The sequence below is a fragment of the Marinomonas foliarum genome (assembly GCF_003337275.1).
In the GTDB taxonomy this organism is placed as follows: domain Bacteria; phylum Pseudomonadota; class Gammaproteobacteria; order Pseudomonadales; family Marinomonadaceae; genus Marinomonas; species Marinomonas foliarum.
Window position 1 is genome coordinate 1 of sequence record NZ_QPJQ01000007.1, and the last position, 20,554, is coordinate 20,554.

Genomic DNA, 20,554 nt, shown 5'->3' on the forward strand with positions numbered 1-20,554 from the left:
CAATTTTTAGGGTAATCAATACCCGCTTTGAGTGAAGAAGATTTTTTGTTCATCACTATATATTGACATTGGTTGCTCTAAATGGATAGCCCTTACATTTATACAGTATTATTTTTCATGAGGTGGATCATGCCTGTAATTATCAAATATGTTGTAGAACGCGATGGAATCGAAAAAATGACGTTTACTTCAAAAGCCGAAGCCGATGCATACGACAAACTTCTAGATACCGCTGAAGCGCTTTATGAAGTATTAGATCAAAGCAATTTAGCTGGAGATCATAATCAAAAAGAAGCCTTATCTATGTACCTAGCAGAGAACAAAGACTCTTTATTAGATATATTAGGCAATAAAAAGAAAACTCCCCCGAAAAACAAAAAATCACCAACCAAAGAATCTAATGAGAAAACACAGCTCTCGGCAGCGACCTCTGCAAAAAAGACTCTTGAAGATCTTGTTATAGAAACCGATGAAGAGATGATTTATAGCGAAGACGATAGCTCGCTAACATTTGATCTTGATGAAAACAGCGATTTTCCCGAAAGTAATGCGGCATAAAGCTTCATAAAATTCACCTTTTACACCATAAACGCTCAAATAAATGCATCAATACGAAATTAAGGAGCAGATAAATGCATACCTCATTTGAGGTATTCACATTTCATGACGATTGGTAAATAATTAGCAATTAAAAAGACCAATCGTCAAGAAATAGGAAATAAAAATGCAGGCTGCCGCAATCATACTCGTCATTGCTACTTTTAGTATGTGCTCCATGTACTACATTTATACGTATAGAGGAAACACTCGATACAGCAGTTGGTCTGAGTATTTCCGTAAAGGTTGGCCGATTTTTGCGCCACTAAACTGCCTACTCTATTTGTTCTCCTGCAAAAAAGTCCGTCAACCAATTATTGACACCCTTCAATATAAAGAATTAGACGAACTCAGAAAAAACTGGGAAGTGATCAGAGATGAAGCACTTGCTCTACAGCATGGCGGTGAATTAGAAAATATCAATAAACCCGGCTCTGATGCTTCTTATGATTTAGGGTTTAGAACATTTCATAAATATGGCTGGAGAAAATATTATTTGAAATGGTATGGGTACACCCATACATCAGCCCAGCAACAGTGCCCAAAGACAACCGAAATTCTCAGCAAAATTAAAAACATTAATGGTGCCATGTTCGCTTATATGCCAGGAAACTCAGAACTTACTCGTCATCTAGACCCTGTCGCATGCTCTTTACGCTACCACTTGGGATTAGAAACCCCTAACTCGAAAGACTGCTTTATTAATGTCGACGGTGAAGAATACGCTTGGCAAGATGGCAAAGACCTTCTGTTTGATGAAACATACCTACACTTTGTGAAGAACAACACAGATGAGAGTCGCCTGATTTTAATGTGTGACTTCAATCGACCCGTCAATATTTTCGGTAAAGCTATCAACTTCTGCTACAAAATATTAATGAGAGCATCTGTCGTTCCCAACACAGATGAGGATAAAGGTGGTTTGGCGAATAGGATCTTCAAAAATGTCACACCATTACTACAGCAAAGTAAAGAATTGAAACAGACAAATAGAAAAGCCTATAAACGCCTAAAATATACGGTCAATAGCTTACTGCTTTTAGTGCTAATAGGCGTTTTAGTTGGCTTTATTCAATTCATCTCTTGGTTGGTTTTATAGATGAGAATGAAGTGAAATAGGCTCCCCCCTTCTTACACCAAATCACATATAGCTATAACGGTTGGGAGCGACAAGCCTTCCAGTCGTTATTAGCGACCTTTGTTAGCATGCATTTTATACTGTGTTTTACAGTAGCCGCGAGAAATTTCAGGGTTGCGGAACGCCAAATGCTTACTCGTACGCCCAGAAACCCTAGCACGCCAGTTTCTAAAGGCTTTAGATTTAAGATTACTTCGCATTAATAAAATCACACCAGGTTCAGAAAGCCCATAAAGCAATTGAATAGCTTCAAATGGTGTACGATCTTCCCAAGCCATTTCGATAATTCGTGACGTATCTGGATTCAAAATTATTCCTTAAGTAGCAACCATGACGAGAGTTATACGAAAGGATGAATTCAACGGATCAACTATTTTTAGTAAAATGAGCTTCCCTTAACAGTAATCGAAGAACACCATAGCAGCGCCATACCGAACGTGTTTCACTTCCTGCCTTATCAAAGGTAGGCTTCGCCAATTTATTACTCATTACGCATATTTCACGTTCAACAACTAAACAGCCAAATCAAACTCCTACACGAGAAATCATCTTATCAAGCACTAAGGATCGTTTTTTAAATAGATAAAACATCGGCAGAATCACTTATACTATTCGTTCCTCTGCATGTATTTCCTAACGTTTTAAGGCCTTTAATGAAACCTACGGCTTCACCCAAAAATACTGTCGATAAAAACATGCTTGGCGTCTTTCGTTATAGTCGCCGCGCCATTGATTTGGTGTGGAAAACTTCCCCAACGTTAACTATAGGTTTGGCGTTGGCAACTTTAGTTGCCGGCGTCACGCCAGCCGCCATGGCATATGTGGGACAGTTGATCGTGGATGCGGTTGTTGCCGCCATGGAAAGCTATAAACAAGACCAAGTCCTGCATTATCAAACGGCTCTCAGTTACGTGTTATTGGAAGGCATTTTGGTTTTGGTCATTGCTGCCGCGCAACGCGCATTAACTGCTCAGCAGGCCATTTTACAAGGTTTATTAGGTCAAAAAGTCAACCTGCTAATATTAGAAAAAGCCCAAAGCTTAACCCTCTCGCATTTTGAAGATTCTGAATTTTACGACAAATTAGTTCGCGCTCGCCGCGAAGCATCTAGCCGCCCGCTTGCTCTGGTGAATAAAACCTTTGCACTACTGCAAAATGCCATCACGTTATCCAGCTTTGCAGTCTTGCTGTGGCATTTTTCACCGTGGGCTCTGGCGTTATTAATTTGCGGCGCTTTACCTTCCTTTATCGCCGAGGCTAAATTTTCAGGAGATGCTTTTTTGATGTTTCGCTGGCGCTCCCCCGAAGTGCGCCAGCAAAACTATTTAGAAACCTTGCTGGCTCGAGAAGACAACATCAAAGAAGTTCGTCTGTACCAGCTGGGCGACCGTTTTTTGCAACGCTACACAGAAATATTCATCAAACTATTCAAAGAAAGTAAGCGACTGATTTTACGTCGCGAAAGCTGGGGCTTCGCCCTTGGCGTGATAAGTACTTTGGTATTTTATGGCGCCTATGGTTGGATCGTCAGCGACACCATTATTGGTGCGATTACTTTGGGGCAAATGACCATGTATTTGCTGTTATTCAAACAAGGCCAAAGTTCGGTTTCTGCTTCACTCACTTCTATTAGTGGCATGTACGAAGATAATTTATACCTATCCAACCTATACGAATATTTAGAACAAGAAACGCCGCTTTCTACATCTGGACTCTTGGTTGGACCAACACCCAATGATGGCATTCGTTTCGAAAACGTCTCTTTCCAATATCCAGGCAGCGAACGTCCCGCGCTTGTCAACATCAACTTACACATTCGCCCCGGCCACAGTCTCGCGATTGTTGGTGAAAACGGTTCTGGCAAAACCACGCTCATCAAACTGCTGACTCGTCTTTATAACCCAACACAAGGGCGCATTTTGCTAGACGGCTTGGATTTGCTGGAATGGGAAGAAAGCGCACTACTAAAACGCGTTGGCGTGATATTCCAAGACTTTGTGCGCTATCAATTTATTGTGGGTGAAAACATCGGCGCTGGCGATAACGACAGATTTAACGATCAAACCGGTTGGAAAAAAGCCGCTGAGCTTGGCAAGGCCACCGACTTTATTGATGAGTTGGAACAAGGCTACCAAACCCAACTTGGCCGCTGGTTCCGTGGCGGACAAGAGCTGTCTGGTGGGCAATGGCAAAAAATCGCCTTGGCCCGCGCTTTTATGCGCGAAGACGCCGATATCTTGGTGTTAGACGAGCCGACAGCAGCCATGGACGCCCAAGCCGAAGCCAATATTTTTCAGCATTTCCAAGAACACACTAAGGACAAAATGGCGATTCTGATTTCACATCGTTTCTCCACTGTGCGTCTCGCGCACGAGATCATTGTCATGGAACATGGGCAAATTAAAGAACGCGGCACCCACGATTCATTATTAGCGCAACAAGGTCAATACGCCCATTTATTTACCTTGCAGGCGCAGGGATATCGCTAAAAGTCTGATCAAGGCCAACCTATGAAGTCGGCTTTTTTGTTATGCTTTGCCTCATCAAACTCGCTCTTTGGCGAAGCTTACGAGAATAACTCACAGGAAAAACCGTTTTGAACCGACGTGATTTTATAAAATCTAGCCTTTTAGTCGCCATGACCAGCTCACTGCCGAGAGTCGTTCTTGCCGCTACGCCGACTGCTGGTTTCGACTATGAATTAATCGTCGAAGCGGCCGATGTGAACATTGTATCTGGCGGCAGCACACCAGCACTTTGCTTTAATGGCGGTTACCCTGCACCTGTGATTCACGCCAAACAACATCAGCCCGTTCGTATTCGTGTGATCAACAAGTTAAACGAGCCGACGACCATTCATTGGCATGGCATGAGAATCCCGATTGCCATGGACGGCGTGCCGTTTTTAAGCCAACAGCCCATCATGCCCGGCGAAACCTTCGACTACGAGTTTACGCCACCCGATGCGGGCTCTTTCTGGTATCACCCACACATGAACAGCGTCGAGCAACTTGGCAAAGGCTTGGTTGGCGCACTGATTGTAGAGGAAGCTGAGAAGCCAGACTTTGATGAAGATCTCGTTCTGTGCATGAAGAACTGGCACATCAAAGACGATGGTTCTTTTACCGCTTTGACAACGCCACAGAATGCCTTTCGCATGGGAACACCCGGTCGCGTCATGACCATAAATGGTGAAATCCATCCAACTTATGAAGTCCCTGCTGGCGGTGCGATTCGAGTACGTTTTTTGAATGTGGATAACACAGTGATGTACCAGATAAACGCAACCGATCCAGCCGCTCAGATCCTTGCTATTGATGGCAATCCAATTGCAGAGCCCATAGCGTTAACCAATCACATGGCCGCACCAGGAATGCGCCTTGATCTTGGTGTGATAGCACCGAGTAAGGTCGGAGAAACTGTCACCTTTAAACACAAGGGGAAACCCATGGTGACCATCAAAGCCGTGGCGAGCCAACTTAAAGACCGCGGTTTACCTAAGCTGCCGCTCAATCCCATCCCTGCGCTAGATTTAGAGAACGCGGAAACCATTAAATTTGCGTTTGAATGGAACGCCAACATCACGCCGATAGAAAAAGATGGCAAGGTGAGCTACAACTTCTGGACAATGAATCGCCGCTATTGGAAAGGCATGTCAAAAGGCCACATTCCAGACCCTCTTGCCACATTAGAGCGTGGTAAAACCTATATTTTCGAGCTATCGAATTTGACCCAGTATCACCATCCGATTCATATCCACGGTCATACTTTCACGGTTTTAAAATCGAACAAAAAAACCATTACACCATTCCATTCGGATACCGTCTTGCTGGGACAGAATGAAACCGTACTTGCTGCCCTAGTAGCCGATAATCCAGGGCGTTGGATGTATCACTGCCATATCATCGAACACATGAAAACAGGCTTTATGAGCTTTGTTGAAGTGACGTAAAAAAGACAATAAAAACCAAATCAATTAAACAAAAATTGATCTGGTTTTTATTAATTAGCCGTCATAACTAAATAAAATCATCGTCGCCAAAGTCATCAAAACCGCCCATGTCGTCAAAGCCGCCTTGATCAACACCCCCAGAATCAATATCGCTTTGATCCATATTGGCTTGGTCGAACCCGGCCTGTCCAAAGCCTCGGTTAGGATCTAAACCATCATCTGATTGATCAAAACCTGCCTGACCGAATCCACTTTGGTCAGCGCTACCGCTATCGGCAAAGCTGTCCTGCCCAGAATCTGATGCAGGTCCAATATCAGAAGCCGCAGGGGTTTCGTTAATAACATTGGCCATGTCTGCTTCGGAGTGATGGCTAAACATGTTCATCAACATATTCCCAACAACCATACCACCAGCCACACCAGCGGCGGTTTGCAAGGCACCACCTAAAAAGCTACCAGCACCAGAACGACCTCGACCAACACCTTGCGATTGATTGTCAGTTTGATTCCTTGACTGCTGACCTCTTGCCTGTTGGTTGCTTGATTGACCAAAGCCTTGCTGAGAACCATTGCCTCTCCCCCAACCTGAACCTTGCTGAACGGACTCTTGGGAAGAAGTCTGCTCGCCACCAAATAACCCAGACAAGAAACCGCCAGAACTAGGCTTTGTAGATACGTTACGCTCTAGTTCTTCAACACGAGCATTTAACTGCTTTAACGCAGCTTCTTGCATGATAATCGTTTGTGCCATGTAGTAAGGTGCAGCAGGATTCGCCACGAGATGTTTATTAATCTGTACTTCTGCTTCTTTATCCCGCTCGCCAGTGTTTTTCTCTGCCGTATTAATACGCTCAAACAAACTATCAATTAAACCGCTCGCGTCGTTACTCATCACTTTATCTCCAACCTAAATATTACCTTTGCACAAAGATCTCTAAAAATAGTCAGCAGGCAAATGAAAAAAAAGGGCCTGCGATCCCTTAATGATAAGGCTAGGGAATGCGCGAACAAGTGATTAAAGAGTCAGGAAAAAGGAAACAAGGCTTGGAGGAAGGTTGAGATTTTTACTTAATTGGATTATCTAAAGAACAACAAACAAAAACGCCAGATCAAGCGAGCTTGATCTGGCGTTTTTTTAATACCTGTAACCTAGTTGCTGAGCTTAGAGCTCTTCGTCGGTTTCTAGATCTTCTAGATCTTCATCTTGCTCATCAGTCGCATCACGTTTTGTGCGTTGGGCTGGTGCGGCTAGAATTTCAAGATAGAACTCAGTCCATTCTTGGCTTTCAGCAAAGCTAATTTTTTCATTAATTTGAGCGACATGAATCTCTTCAGCAAGCGCTTCTGTTTGACCAAAGCGACAATCAAATCCCCAAAAGTCAGCGTATTCTGGCAATTTTTTATTGCGCTCTCTTTTTAGATACTTCTTAACTTCGTTTTTTGTCGCTTCAATTAAACGTGGGTATTTGATGGTTGGATGAGATAGTTTAAATGTCTTTTTCATTGGTATCCTAAAGGATTAAAAGTCAGGAGACGTTGTTGCATGCTCCAATTGCCAAGCATGATAACGGATCGACTTATTTGTCGCCATGGATAAGTCGATAAAATCTCTGTCACGCAAATTATTCTGCCGTATAAGATCGCAACAAACGATGAATAAAAGCCAACTTCTCCCGCACCGCTGGCACCAAGACAAAAGGATACAAATCCGGTTGCCCCATGCCACGGTTCAAGTTGTTCACAGCAAACGTTAGCGGCACATATTGAGCAAGAATATCGTCGAAATTATCGTGTCGATATGGGTCGATATTCACCATCACAGCGAGGTTCTGGCGATTCGCCCCTGCAGGCTGAAGACTCAAACCAAAATCGCTTGCCATCTCTAAAGTATCGACAATATGCAGATAATGCGCCCATGTTTCTGCCCAATCTTCCCAAGGATGAGAAGAAGCGTACACACTCACAAAAGACTGCTGCCAATCTGAATTGGGCGCTTTGTAATGTGCTTCTAATGCATCTGCATAACTAACCGTTTCATCGCCAAAAACAGATCGAAAGTCAGCCAAAACCTGCTCATCATCAAACACCAACCAATCCCAATAATAATGGCCAATTTCATGACGAAAATGACCAATTACGGTCCGATAAGATTCTTGCATGTCTTCGCGCATTTGCTCACGGTCAACCGAGTTGCCTTCTGCGGCGTTAATGGTTACCTGCCCAGAAGCGTGGCCTGTCATTGCGCTCACATCTTCTGGCACCACGTTATTTTCAGAAATGAAATCAAACGATAAACCGTCTTCTGGCTCTGTTTTTTTACTCACTAAAGGCAAGCCAAGACGCAGCAGAGAATACACCAAACGATGCTTAGCAAACTCCAGTTGTTGCCATGCCTGACGTTCTTCAATTTTCTCTAAGTTCGGAATATGGCGGTTTAATTCACAAGCCATACAAAACGTACTGCCGCCCTCTTCTACCAACCAGTTACAGACTTGGTGCTGATGATTTTCGCAGTAATACCAACGCTTAGCGGGAATGGATTTGTCCGCCATAGCATACCAAGCATTATCAACTGACTTTAGCGCACTAATCACCAATTGATCGGGTAAAAACCCCAACGACGACGAACATTGCTCGCAGTGAGTGTTCTCAAATAACACCGTTTGTCCGCATTGCTGGCAGCTGAAAATTTTCATAAAACTCCTGCTATCAAAAAGATAAGCAATTACATGTGAGAAGAAAAAAAGCGGAAACGAATCGAGCATGTGATTCGCTCGACATAATTGCACCTTACTAGGATCATAGTTTACAGTACGGCAAATCACCTACTCCTATACGCACTAAAAACAACTATTGAGACGACACCTTGCTGAAGAAAAATAACAAGAGCTTCACAACGATTTCAGACGTTGCGAAACACGCCAAAGTGGGTAAAACCAGTGTTTCACGTTACCTTAATGGGGAACAAGACAAATTATCAGATGAGCTACGAGAAAAAATTGCGCAAGCCATCACTCACCTAGATTTTCGCCCTAATCATTCCGCTCGCATGCTTCGAGCAGGCCACTCAAAGCTGATTGGACTCATGCTCGCCGATGTCACCAACCCATATTCCATAGACGTTTTACAAGGTGTGGAGCATATTTGTCGTCGTGAAGGCTACATGTTAATGGTCTGTAACACGGACAATGAAAAAGAACTGCAAGATCGCTATTTAGCATTGCTAGAAGCACACCGAGTCGATGGAATAATAGTAAACACATCAGGTATGGCACAGAAACAAATTAGCAGTTTGGAACAAATCTCATGCCCTATTGTTCTGGTGGACAGAATCAACACCTCACTTGGCTTTGATACCATTGGCTTAGATAATGAAGCAGCCGCAAAAGAGGCTTGCCAACATTTACAAACCAAGGCCTATGAAGCCATTCTCGTCATTACCAAATCCCTCGAAATTGACCCTCGCCAATCCAGAGTTGATGCAATAAAGGCCTTTACCCAAGAACATGAAAGTATGTCTTGTGACATCATAGAAATAGAAAGCATGACAGTCAGCCAGCTTTCCAAAGCCATTCAAGCTTTCATAGACGCAAACCCAAAACGTAAAAAAGCCATATTCACCACCAATGGTGTCGCTATGATGAGTACCGCGAAAGCCTTGAAACAGTTAGACATTCGTATCGGCTCGCAAATAGGCTTAATCAGCATAGACGACCCAGAATGGGCTCAATTGTTCGAAGGCGGTATTACCGTCATGCGCCAGCCAACGCAACTCATCGGCCAAACCGCTTGCGAGCGATTACTGACGAGAGTCCAAGGCAACGAAGAACCAGCACAACACATCAAGCTCAAAGCCGAACTCGTTATTCGGCATTCCACCTAAGCCTTTACAACCCCGCGTATGAACTGGTTAAAAAACAATCATGCATTTTTTTCAAAAGCGATTGACAAAGCCTATTCATGGAATCGATTCCATGATATCGTCATCTGCCTAAAGTGCGATCACCATAATCATAAAAATCGATCCATAATGGAGTCACCATGAAAAAATTATTTACTTTACTAACGGCTACTGCCGCCCTTTCTCTTGCCGGATGTGGCGACGACTCAACCAAATCAGATACGATTAAGTTAGTAGCCGCTCACAACCAAACCAATCTCTCTAGTCCCTACCAAACAGGTATGCTTAAACTAAAAGAAGTCGCTGATAATTCAGGATTTTTTGATGTCGAAGTACATGCAGGAACTATCGGTACCAATGAAAATGAACTAGTGGAAAAGTTGGTTCTCGGTGGCGCTGATATGGTTCTGGTTTCTCCAGGGTTTATGACGTCATCAGGCATTGAAGAAGTGGATCTATTCTCTTTACTCTACTTGTTCAACGATTACAGCCATTGGGAAAAAGTGGTTGATGGCAAAGTAGGTAAAGATATTGCTGACATTATCTACACAAAGTCTGGTGAAAAATACCGAGTAGCCGCTTATTGGACTGCTGGCGTACGTCATTGGTATGGCAAGCAACCAGTTAATTCTTTTGCAGATGTAAAAGGTATGAAGATTCGTACTCAAACATCCGGTGTCGTTTCTCAATACTGGAAAGAAATCGGTGCTGTTCCAACCTCTGTAGCTTGGGCTGAGCTTTACCAAGCACTATCAAGCAATGTGGTTGACGCCGCTGAAAACGCTTACCCTTACTTCATTCCAATGGAACACCACAAAACATCCAACGGTAAGTACATTTCTGAAACGGGTCACGACTACACTACTCGTCTATTGCTAGTGCGTAATTCGGTATGGGAAAGCTTCAATGACGAGCAACGTACGGCCTTCAATCAAGCTGTAAAAGAAGCGACTCAAGCGGAACGCCAAGCTTTGTATAGTGAAGAGTCAACTTACAAACAAAAAGCCATTGATGATGGTGCTATCGTCAATACGCTGGACCGCACACCTTTCATTGAAAAAGCCCTTTCTATCCAAGATCAGTGGGCGGAAAAAAATGGTATGACAGAAGTTCTTGAAACCATACGTCAGACCAAATAACACTATCTGCTCGCTTTAGCTCCGAGGGTACCTCGGAGCTTCAAGGATATATGGTATGAAGATACTCACTACATTTATCGCTCGACTCCAAATCAGCTTGGGCGTTTTGCTATTGGTGGTGTTCCTCACCGCAACCTTGATCCAAGTTGTTACCCGCTATCTCGGTATTTCAGTGTTATGGACAGAAGAAATCGCAGTGAATTCGTTTATCTGGGCCATGTTCCTTGGCACAGCCGTAATGGTAAAAGAAAACAAACACTTTGGATTCGATGTTCTCACTCACTATTTCCAAGGTCATAAACGCTCGGTTTTAGTGATTACTCAGAATCTTATCATGTTGGTTTTCTGTGTATTCTGCTCGCTATACAGCGTCGAAATCACTCAAGCATTTTGGAACTCTCGTTGGATCAGTATCCCAGAATTTCGACAAGGCTATGTGTGGCTGATCATGCCAATCACCTTTATTAGCTCCAGCGTTTATCTGGTGGATAACATCTATAACGAAGCGAAAACACTATCTTGCTTCAAGGGGGCTAAATGGAACTCGCGCTAATTACTTTATTATTTATTGGCCTTATCATTCTTGGTATCCCGATTGCCTTCTCTATCGGCATTGCTTCTTTAGTGGGTATCGGCACCATGACTGGTGCACCAACAACTATGATCCCAATGAAGATGTTCTACGGCCTTAACTCTTATGTGTTGCTCGCTGTACCACTTTTTGTGCTGACAGCCAACATAATGAATAGCGGCCAGATATCTCATCGACTTATTAATTTTTCTATCGCCTTAGTCGGTCGCAAACCAGGCGGGCTTGGTCACGCAAACGTATTGGTCTCCATGTTGTTTGCAGGTGTCAGTGGGTCTTCCACAGCTGATACCGCGGGCGTAGGTAAAATTCTTATCCCTAACATGATCAACAAAGGCTACAGCCGAGAAATGGCGGTTGGCGTTACAGCAGCCTCGTCTACTATCGGTGGCATTATTCCACCTAGTATCACCATGGTGATTTATGGTGGATTAACCAATACATCGGTTGGGCAACTCTTTATTGGTGGCATGATTCCTGGCGTTTTAATTGGTCTTGGAATGATGTTTGTTATTAGCATCATAGCGAAACGTGACAACTTACCAAAAGCAGAGACAATAAGTCGTGTCGAGTTTATTTCATTAACGAAAGACGCCGTTCCAGCAATGATCACGCCTCTTATCATTATTGGCGGTATTGTTTTTGGTGTATTCACACCGACAGAAGCAGCCGCATTCTCCGCTGTTTATGCCTATTTCGTTAGTGCTTTTTACTATAAATCCATTAGCCTCAAAGATTTGCCAAAGATTTTTACCGAAACATTAAAGTTAAGTTGTTTATCACTTTTTGCTTTGGCAGCCGCTTCGGCTCTTGGTGAATTCCTTGGCTATTACCAAATTAACGCGATTGTATCCGGCTTTTTTGATGGAATGGGTGGCAATGAATATTTATTCCTATTCATTATTGTGGCGTTCTTCCTATTTGTTGGCACCTTTATGGATGCGATCCCAGCCATGGTGCTATTTGTTCCAGTTGTTTATCCTGTCGCCCTCACATTAGGCATAGACCCAGTTCAACTTGGTATCGTCGTCATTATTACTTTATCCATCGGCTTAATCACTCCCCCTTATGGTTTGTGCTTATTAATCGCAAGTTCCATTGGGGAACTGTCCATTGATCGATCATTTAAAGCAGTTATGCCATATATTTCTGTCATAGTGTTGGTATTGATTGCCGTTATTTTTATGCCATTTATCTTATTGATCTAAGAGAGAAAGAAGGAATCATCCATAATGGAAACAAAGCAATCACACTCTTTTGTCACGCTTGGTGAAGCCATGGCTATGTTTGTGGCCAAAACGCCAGGCCAACTTGCTGACATTGAAGAATTCCACCGCTCTTTAGCTGGAGCGGAAGTCAACGTCGCTATTGGTATGGCACGTTTAGGCTTTGAAGCCAGCTACATTAGCAAAGTCGGCAAAGACAGCTTTGGTCAATTTATCCGCCAAGCAATTAGCAATGAGAATATTCACACAAACTGGATTTCTGAAAGCGCTAATCACGCTACTGGTTTTATGCTGAAATCCAACGTAACCGACGGCAGCGACCCTAAGGTAGAATACTTCCGCAAAAACTCTGCCGCTTCTACATTAAATTCTACAGACATAGACGAAAATTTATTCAAAGCGGGTTCCCATTTACATCTAACTGGCATCTCGATAGCAGTATCTAGCTCAATGCGTGAGGCGACAAAACACGCCTTAAACCTAGCAAAAGAGCGAGGCTGCAGTGTGTCTTTTGACACCAACTTGCGACCAACTTTATGGCCAGATGAAGCCACTATGATTGCGAATATTAATGAGTTTGCCTTTGCCAGTGACATTGTTTTACCGGGTATAGAAGAAGGCAAAATTCTCGCGGGTAGTGATCAACCAGAAGTAATAGCCGACTTTTATCTCCAAAATGGTGTCAAAACAGTTATCGTAAAACTCGGTAGCAAAGGCGCATACTTCAAAACCAGTACTGGTGAGTCAGGAACGGTTGCAGGCTTCCCAGTGGAAAAAGTCGTCGATACAGTGGGGGCTGGCGATAGCTTTGCCGTTGGTGTTATTTCGGCATTACTTGATGGTAAAACCATGGAACAAGCTGCTCGTCGCGGGAACCTGCTAGGTTCTTTAACGGTGCAAGTTCGTGGCGACAGTGAAGGTTTACCAACTCGCGCGTACCTCAATAGTTTAGAAAAATAATTAAGAGAAAAGCAACCTATACGAAGACAGCCAAAAAGGAGTAACGAGATGAAGAAAAAAGTCATTTTATACCGAGACATTCCAGCAGAAGAACGCCAACGACTTGAAGCTGAATTTGACGTTACTTTCTTTGATGGTGTCAGTAAGGACAATAAGGGGGCATTTACAGCCGCCCTTGCCGATGCAGAAGGGCTGATTGGCTCCAGCATCGGCATGAGCCCAGAATTATTAGATCTTGCCCCCAAACTAAAGGCGGCATCAACGATTTCCGTTGGTACAGACCAGTACGATTTAGCGTACCTTGCAAAGCGAGACATTCCATTGATGCACACACCTGGTGTGCTCAACGAAACCACCGCCGATACCATGTTCACGCTGATCATGTGTACTGCTAGACGCGCTGTTGAGTTATCCAACATGGTACGAGAAGGTCGTTGGACCAGCAACATAGGTGAAGACTTATACGGCACCGACATACATGGAAAAACCCTTGGTATTATTGGCATGGGTCGCATTGGTTATGCCATTGCCAAACGCGGGTATTTTGGTTTTGATATGAAGATTCAGTACAGCAACCGCAGTCGCAAACCAGACGCCGAGCAAGATCTAAACGCAACTTACATGGACTTGGAAGAACTGCTCAAAACATCCGATTTTGTTTGTGTTATGACGCCGTTAACACCAGAAACCGAACGTTTGATTGGTGCGAAAGAATTCGCCATGATGAAGAAAAGCGCTATTTTCATCAATGGGTCTCGTGGCAAAGTTATTGATGAAACAGCGCTTGTCGAGGCTCTCAGCAATGGCACTATTCGCGCAGCGGGTTTAGATGTCTTTGAAGTCGAACCGCTAACAGGCGACTCACCGCTTTGTAAACTAGATAACGCTGTACTGTTTCCCCATATTGGCTCGGCAACAGCAGAAACACGCCTTGCTATGATTACTTGCGCTGTGGACAATTTGATCAATGCACTGAATGGTGATATCTCGCAGAACTGCGCCAATCAACATTTGTTAAGTAGATAGCCTCTTGGCTATCTACTTAACAAATTTTCTATAGAAAACGGTTGTGTAACCTTGCTCCCCAGACGACTAAACTCTTTAGAAAGCCAAATATAAGTCACTTTACCAATAATATCAGACTCAGAAAAAGCCCCCCAATAACGACTGTCATTACTGTTATCTCGCCAATCACCCAAGACAAATACTTGCCCTTCTGGCACAACTCGCTCAGCCATAGAAATAGAGATTTCGTTGCGTCTAAAACGCTCATCCACTGAAGCGATAAGCTCGGACTTACCGTTTAATATCACTTGGCCATTTTCAATGGCTACTCTATCATTCCCTAGGGCTACCACTCGTTGAGTAAACAAGGTTTGTCTGTTATTGGGATAACGAAACACCACAACATCGCCCACGTTTAAAGACAAATCTTTTGTATCGACAGCAATGTAATCGCCAGGCTGAAGCGTTGGCATCATAGAACGAGAAGGAACCTGATACAGCTCAAAACCCAACAAGGCACCACGAGACGAGATAAGTGTTTGACCAAGAAACAAGATCAAAGCCAGTATAGCCAGATAGCAATACCAACGATTATAAGGCTTCAATTCATAGGTTTTATTCGACAAGGCAAGTCGCACAGCACTGAGCATGGCATACAAATAGAGGCACAGTAAAAAGGCTATGAAAAACCAAATGCCATAAGCTGTCGAAAGCCAGCCAAGCTTACCAAATACAAATAGCCCACCAGCTTGTAGAAAAAACAGCCATAAACCTTTTTTAAAATCCCCTGCGTAGATATGGCCAAAGCCCGGCGACAGGATCGATAATAGTAATGCAGCAATAGGCTTTCTTTTCTTAATCACGTATTGAATCCCTTCAATTATTACTCTTTATCTGTCAATAACTTAACTATCTATCATAAAACCGAACGAAATCGAGAAAAACGCGCGGCATCAATAATTGACCAGAGATGTAATATTCCGCCAACTAACCACATAAAGAACAAAATCACCGTTGCCCCTAATGCATAGCTCACAAAAACGGTTACAAAAAAGAACAACGCCATAAAAATACGTCCCTGCACCAATTGACCTAATCCAGGAATAAAAACATTACAAAGTGCAGCAATCACATTGCCACCTGAACCTTGACCAGACATAAGCGCTCCCATCATAAAACCGCTAAAAAATTAAGAATAAGGACAAAACAGATAAATGAAAAGCAACTTCCATCACCTGCCATTACTAAAAATACGCTTTCTTATCCTGATAGGCTTGTTTGATGTGCTCTATCAATAGCCTCAACTTTTCCGGTAGGTATTTAGTAAAAGGGTAAATGGCGTAAACCCCCAGTCGGCGCGGTTGGTAATCCGGTAAAATGGTGACTAACTTGCCTTGCTGCAAATCTTCATACACACAGCAACGCGGCACATAGACGATCCCAAAACCAGCCAAGGCAGCCTTGCGTAATGCTTGGGCGTTATTCGTGGCGAAACTACCGCTGATGCGCACACTTTCTTCAATGTTACTTCGAGTAAAGCGCCAATCAAAAGAGCCTTGTGCTTGGTAGGTATAAGCCAAGCAATTATGGTCTCTCAGGGCCTCCAGATCACCGACTTCTCCATATCGCTCGATATAACTTGGCGAGCAACACACCACCCAATTAGATTGAATCAAAGGCTTGGCAATTAGGCTTGAATCTTCCAACTTGCCGGTCCGAATCGCCAGATCCAATCCTTCGCCAACCAGATCCACAAAGTCATTTTCAAGGCGCATATCCACGGTGATATTCGGGTATTTTTGACAAAACTCCGCCACCGCTTCAGCCAATAACAATTCCCCAGAAATCGTCGGCACGGACATCTTTATCGTGCCTGTGAGACCTTGACTAAACGCCGACACAGAAGCAATTGCATCGCTCACTTGGCCTTCTATATTCTTGGCGTGAACATATAAGCTTTCCCCTGCTTCGGTGAGACTGAGCCGTCTTGTCGTACGATGGATCAACTGCGCACCGAGATCTTGTTCAAGCTTGCTAATACGTTTGCTCAAGGCAGGCGTCGATAGTCCTGCTTGCTGCGCCGCTTTATTAAATGAGCCGGCATCGGCTACATTCACAAAAAGCGTTAAATCGGCTGCGTTCAATATCCAACCCCTTTTTTATTAAGACGTTTTAAGAAAGAGTTTATTAGTTTGTGTCGTATTTATCATAAATAGAACACAGTCTATAGTTAATAAAAAATAAAAGGAGCTGAATCCATGCGTCTCAAAGACTGCCATAACTTCCAAGACTTTCGCACCCTAGCCAAAAAACGCCTGCCAAGCCCGATTTTCAATTACATTGATGGTGGTGCCGACGACGAGACAACTTACCGCCGCAACACAGCTGCATTTGAAACCTGTGACCTAGTGCCCAGCGTCCTGACTGGCGTAAAAGACGTAGATCTATCTGTTACCGTTATGGGGCAAAAACTCGCCCTGCCAATTTATTGTTCGCCAACTGCACTACAACGCTTATTCCATCATGACGGTGAAAGAGCCGTCGCGGGTGCCGCCGAAAAATACGGCACCATGTTTGGCGTGTCGTCCCTTGGCACGGTGAGCATGGAAGAAATCGCCAAGCAAACCACCACGCCTCAGGTCTATCAATTTTACTTTCATAAAGACCGTGAACTGAACCGTGCCATGATGCAACGAGCAAAAGACGCTGGCGTACAAGTGATGATGCTGACAGTCGATTCCATTACTGGCGGCAATCGAGAGCGCGACCTTCGCACCGGCTTCGCCATTCCTTTTAAATTAAACCTAAAAGGTATGCTGCAATTTGTCCTCAAACCCATGTGGGGCATTAACTACGTGACCCACGAGAAATTCCGTTTACCTCAGCTCGACGAACACGTGGACATGGGTTCTGGCGCGACCTCGATTGGCGACTACTTTACCAACATGCTCGATCCATCGATGAACTGGGATGACGTGGCGGAAATGGTGAAATTCTGGGATGGAGAGTTCTGCTTAAAAGGCATCATGAGCCGAGAAGACGCTCGCAAAGCAGTGGAAATCGGCTGCACTGGCGTAATTATTTCCAACCATGGCGGACGCCAACTTGACGGCTCCCGCAGCTCTTTCGATCAGCTAGCGGAAATAGTCGATGAAGTGGGCGACGAAATCGACGTCATCTTCGACAGCGGCGTACAGCGGGGCACCCACGTACTCAAAGCTTTATCTCTTGGCGCCAAAGCCGTTGGCATAGGCCGCATGTACTTGTATCCACTCGCCGCCGCAGGACAACCCGGTGTAGAGCGCGCACTCGGATTAATGAAAGCCGAACTCGAACGAGACATGAAACTCATGGGCAAAACATCGATTGATCAGCTGACGAGAGAAAATTTACGGTTTCGATCTTAGCGCTTTCGGTCTTAGAAAGAACAGTAATCCTCCCCTTACCTTCAAGGGTAGGATTACCGATCTGTTTATATAGATCAAATTCGTGGTGATAATTCAAACCCTGATCTCCTCTTAATTAGGCTGAGACAAGAGGACTTGTTCCAACCTTCAATATTATTCGACACCTAACACATCAAATCCTCCATAGACTATTTTTCGAATAGCTGAGCCGGATAAGTTCTCTGAAAACTCAGGTGTCAATTGGCTTGCTTGATTGAGTTTTTCAAGTTGTGCTGCTGTTAACTCAATATCCAGTGCGGCAATGTTGGATTGCAATTGAGCCAGAGACGATGCGCCTATAATCGTTGAAGTAACTTCTGGTTTAGACAATGTCCAAGCAAGGGCTACTTGAGCAAGTGGTTTTTCTAGTTCACTTGCCACTTCGTGCAAAGCATCAAGTATGAGCCAGTTTCTGTCGCTAAATTTCGAATCACCAAAGGGATTGGGTTTCGTTAATCGCCCTTCGCCACGCAGACCTTCTTTACTATATTTACCGGTTAAAAAGCCCCCTGCTAATGGACTCCAAGGCATAACAGCCATAGATGTATCGCGGGCAACGGGGAAATGCTCTCTTTCCACTTCACGAGCAACCAGTGAGTATTCTAATTGCATGGCAATAGGAGCAGGAATTCGGCGTTCACTCGCTAAAACTGCCGCTTTCATGGCGATATAAGCAGGCATGTCTGAAAAGGCAAAATAACGAATTTTACCCGCCCTAACTAAATCACCAAGTGTCTGTAATATCTCTTCAATAGGCGTGACACCATCCCAAATATGCATCCAATAAAGATCGATATAATCCGTACGAAGTCGCTTAAGCGAATTCTCTAATGCCCTATGTATGTTTTTTGCGCCGCTACCACCTGCATTTGGGTTGGCAATCCTGGCACTTTTATTTTCCGCCAATGGACTTGCTGAAAAATTGAATCCAAATTTTGTGGCTAACACAATGTCATCTCGGCTACCGGACTCTGCTATAAATTTACCAAGCAACTCCTCGCTTGCTCCTTGGCCGTAGATATCAGCAGTGTCAATAAAGTTACCTCCCTTTTCACGATAAGCATCAAATATTGTCTGTGCATCATGCTCAGTGGAGCCCCAATTCGAGCCGCCAAATGTCATAGTGCCTAGGGCTAAAGGACTAACAATAAGACCTGAATGACCCAATGGTCGATAAGAGGTTAATTTCATTTTTAATTCCATAGTGACTGATATGAAACTAAGACATTACGCCGTTGATTTTTATTGTCAACAATTACATAATAAACACTATGAATTTTTTTTGGATAAATTGGATATGAAAAAAGTGGGTAGACCCCTCTCATTTGATAGAGATAAAGCGCTTAAAAAGGCGATGCTGACATTTTGGCAAAGTGGCTATGAGACAACGTCTATTACAGATTTAACCACTGCCATGGGGATTACTGCACCAAGTCTATATACGGCTTTTGGTGACAAAAAACAGCTCTTTTTGGAGGCGATTCGTCTTTACGTCTATGCAGATCCTGATGTGATAAACCAAATGGACAATGCGCCAACAGCAAAAGATGCTGCATGGTTATTAATGCAGCATTCGGCTGACTTGTTTACCAATGAAAATACGCCACCAGGTTGTTTAATGGCGAGCTCGACCGCTAGCGGATCAGCTAATTCTGAAGACGTGCGTAGTTACGTTGCAGACATCCGCAATGACATGCGCCTTAATTTGAAATTGCGGATTGATCAAGATATTGAAAAAGTGTTATTGCCAAGCGATACATCCGCAGATGCTCTTGCTGATTTAGTTTTTGCTATTATCCAAGGTATGTCTGTTCTTGCCCGCGATGGAGTCAAACAAAACAGTTTGATTTTACTATGTAAGCAAGCTTTGAAGGCATGGCCTGAAAATCACTGATAGCAAAAATACGGCGAGCAAATAGTTTGAGGTCAGATGAAGTAGTATCCACCAGAAGTTTTGCTTAAAGCCCTAGAAATTGGCTTCACTAGCGTGGTCATTTCCAATCATGGCGGACGCCAACTTGATAGTTCCCGCAGCTCCTTTGATCAGCTCGCAGAAATTGTGGTTGAGGTGGGCGATGAAATAGACGTCATCTTCGACAGCGGGGAACTCACGTGCTCAAAGCTTTATCTCTTGGCGCCAAAGCCGTCGGCATCGGCCGCATGCACTTGTATCCACTCGCCACCGCTGGACAACCCGGTGTCGAACGCGCACTAGGGCTCATAAAAGCCGAACTCGAACGGGATATGAAACTCATGGGCAAAACATCAATTGATCAACTGACGAGAGAAAACTTACGGTTTAGGTCTTAAAATGCTGACTACACTTCCGAAGTATAAAGACTAAGCATTGCGGCTGCCGCTAAACGAATTCTGTCGGTCTTGCAGGTCGTGTTTTAGCGCGTCAAGAGTTTTGGTTTGGTGTTATCGGGCTTTTGACGGCCTAAAGGCCGACCTAGAAAAACTATTATAAATCAACAAATTGCAGGCTAAATAACATTACACGCCTGATTACGGTCGTACCTCCCTCATCAGGCCCACAAAACTCACCTAATCTTCGCTGACAGCCTTTAGCGATAACCTCCAGTGTCTTAATGAGGCGTT

The 20,554-nt window shown here is 43.9% G+C and carries 20 protein-coding genes and 1 pseudogene; 13 read left to right on the forward strand and 8 right to left on the reverse strand.

All coding sequences use genetic code 11. The annotated features are described in order from the left end of the window. The first annotated feature begins 81 nt into the window (after window positions 1-81). Entirely contained in the window at window positions 82-558 is a 477-nt protein-coding gene (locus tag DFP77_RS20015) for a YebG family protein (protein ID WP_258861072.1), read from the forward strand. Between the two features lie 166 nt (window positions 559-724). Next, window positions 725-1,696 carry an aspartyl/asparaginyl beta-hydroxylase domain-containing protein gene (locus DFP77_RS05130; RefSeq protein ID WP_114411208.1) on the forward strand — a complete coding sequence of 324 codons (972 nt, stop codon included), beginning with the start codon at window positions 725-727 and terminating at the stop codon, window positions 1,694-1,696. A gap of 89 nt (window positions 1,697-1,785) precedes the next feature. Here the strand turns inward: DFP77_RS05130 and DFP77_RS05135 are convergent, their stop codons facing one another. Further along, window positions 1,786-2,043, reverse strand: a complete 258-nt coding sequence (locus DFP77_RS05135) for a TIGR03643 family protein (RefSeq protein WP_374058254.1) — start codon at window positions 2,041-2,043, stop codon at window positions 1,786-1,788. Between the two features lie 345 nt (window positions 2,044-2,388). Here DFP77_RS05135 and DFP77_RS05140 point away from each other — a divergent pair, with 345 nt between their 5' ends. Then, the gene (locus DFP77_RS05140; RefSeq protein WP_114411210.1) at window positions 2,389-4,224 is read left to right on the forward strand and encodes an ABC transporter ATP-binding protein; all 1,836 of its coding nucleotides are present in this window, start codon (window positions 2,389-2,391) and stop codon (window positions 4,222-4,224) included. A gap of 107 nt (window positions 4,225-4,331) precedes the next feature. Next, a complete protein-coding gene (locus DFP77_RS05145) occupies window positions 4,332-5,687 on the forward strand; it encodes a multicopper oxidase family protein (protein ID WP_258861073.1) in 1,356 nt (451 codons plus the stop codon). Between the two features lie 67 nt (window positions 5,688-5,754). Here the strand turns inward: DFP77_RS05145 and DFP77_RS05150 are convergent, their stop codons facing one another. The 3 genes from DFP77_RS05150 to DFP77_RS05160 form a co-directional block, all read right to left on the reverse strand. After that, window positions 5,755-6,579 (reverse strand): DUF2076 domain-containing protein, encoded by an 825-nt coding sequence (locus DFP77_RS05150; RefSeq protein ID WP_114411211.1) that lies wholly within the window; start codon window positions 6,577-6,579, stop codon window positions 5,755-5,757. Between the two features lie 270 nt (window positions 6,580-6,849). After that, window positions 6,850-7,191 (reverse strand): DUF6172 family protein, encoded by a 342-nt coding sequence (locus tag DFP77_RS05155; RefSeq protein WP_114411212.1) that lies wholly within the window; start codon window positions 7,189-7,191, stop codon window positions 6,850-6,852. A gap of 118 nt (window positions 7,192-7,309) precedes the next feature. Beyond that, the gene (locus DFP77_RS05160) at window positions 7,310-8,383 is read right to left on the reverse strand and encodes a zinc-binding metallopeptidase family protein (protein WP_114411213.1); all 1,074 of its coding nucleotides are present in this window, start codon (window positions 8,381-8,383) and stop codon (window positions 7,310-7,312) included. Window positions 8,384-8,553: 170 nt separating this feature from the next. On the opposite strand from DFP77_RS05160, the gene DFP77_RS05165 reads away from it, so the two are divergent. From DFP77_RS05165 to DFP77_RS05190, 6 genes are all read left to right on the forward strand, one after another. Beyond that, window positions 8,554-9,570, forward strand: a complete 1,017-nt coding sequence (locus tag DFP77_RS05165; RefSeq protein WP_114411214.1) for a LacI family DNA-binding transcriptional regulator — start codon at window positions 8,554-8,556, stop codon at window positions 9,568-9,570. Window positions 9,571-9,728: 158 nt separating this feature from the next. Next, window positions 9,729-10,727, forward strand: a complete 999-nt coding sequence (locus tag DFP77_RS05170) for a TRAP transporter substrate-binding protein (protein WP_114411215.1) — start codon at window positions 9,729-9,731, stop codon at window positions 10,725-10,727. Between the two features lie 55 nt (window positions 10,728-10,782). After that, entirely contained in the window at window positions 10,783-11,280 is a 498-nt protein-coding gene (locus DFP77_RS05175) for a TRAP transporter small permease (protein ID WP_114411216.1), read from the forward strand. Continuing rightward, complete coding sequence (locus tag DFP77_RS05180; RefSeq protein WP_114411217.1) at window positions 11,265-12,524, forward strand: TRAP transporter large permease; 1,260 nt, start codon at window positions 11,265-11,267, stop codon at window positions 12,522-12,524. Before DFP77_RS05175 ends, DFP77_RS05180 begins: the two co-directional genes overlap by 16 nt. Window positions 12,525-12,548: 24 nt before the next feature. Beyond that, a complete protein-coding gene (locus DFP77_RS05185; protein WP_114411218.1) occupies window positions 12,549-13,502 on the forward strand; it encodes a sugar kinase in 954 nt (317 codons plus the stop codon). 48 nt (window positions 13,503-13,550) lie between these two features. Then, entirely contained in the window at window positions 13,551-14,528 is a 978-nt protein-coding gene (locus tag DFP77_RS05190) for a 2-hydroxyacid dehydrogenase (protein ID WP_114411219.1), read from the forward strand. Window positions 14,529-14,536: 8 nt separating this feature from the next. Here DFP77_RS05190 and lepB read toward each other — a convergent pair whose 3' ends face one another. The 3 genes from lepB to DFP77_RS05205 form a co-directional block, all read right to left on the reverse strand. After that, the gene (lepB, locus tag DFP77_RS05195; protein ID WP_114411220.1) at window positions 14,537-15,370 is read right to left on the reverse strand and encodes a signal peptidase I; all 834 of its coding nucleotides are present in this window, start codon (window positions 15,368-15,370) and stop codon (window positions 14,537-14,539) included. A gap of 53 nt (window positions 15,371-15,423) precedes the next feature. Then, window positions 15,424-15,666, reverse strand: a complete 243-nt coding sequence (locus tag DFP77_RS05200; RefSeq protein ID WP_114411221.1) for a hypothetical protein — start codon at window positions 15,664-15,666, stop codon at window positions 15,424-15,426. 85 nt (window positions 15,667-15,751) lie between these two features. Beyond that, complete coding sequence (locus DFP77_RS05205; protein WP_114411222.1) at window positions 15,752-16,651, reverse strand: LysR family transcriptional regulator; 900 nt, start codon at window positions 16,649-16,651, stop codon at window positions 15,752-15,754. 114 nt (window positions 16,652-16,765) lie between these two features. Here DFP77_RS05205 and DFP77_RS05210 point away from each other — a divergent pair, with 114 nt between their 5' ends. After that, window positions 16,766-17,914: an alpha-hydroxy acid oxidase gene (locus DFP77_RS05210; RefSeq protein ID WP_114411223.1), complete on the forward strand. Its 1,149-nt coding sequence runs from the start codon at window positions 16,766-16,768 to the stop codon at window positions 17,912-17,914. Window positions 17,915-18,067: 153 nt separating this feature from the next. Here the strand turns inward: DFP77_RS05210 and DFP77_RS05215 are convergent, their stop codons facing one another. Further along, a complete protein-coding gene (locus DFP77_RS05215; RefSeq protein ID WP_114411224.1) occupies window positions 18,068-19,144 on the reverse strand; it encodes an aldo/keto reductase in 1,077 nt (358 codons plus the stop codon). Between the two features lie 106 nt (window positions 19,145-19,250). On the opposite strand from DFP77_RS05215, the gene DFP77_RS05220 reads away from it, so the two are divergent. Both DFP77_RS05220 and DFP77_RS05225 read left to right on the forward strand, forming a co-directional pair. Then, entirely contained in the window at window positions 19,251-19,847 is a 597-nt protein-coding gene (locus DFP77_RS05220) for a TetR/AcrR family transcriptional regulator (RefSeq protein WP_114411360.1), read from the forward strand. Between the two features lie 60 nt (window positions 19,848-19,907). Continuing rightward, window positions 19,908-20,263 (forward strand): annotated as a pseudogene (locus tag DFP77_RS05225) (alpha-hydroxy acid oxidase). The last annotated feature ends 291 nt before the right edge of the window (window positions 20,264-20,554 follow it).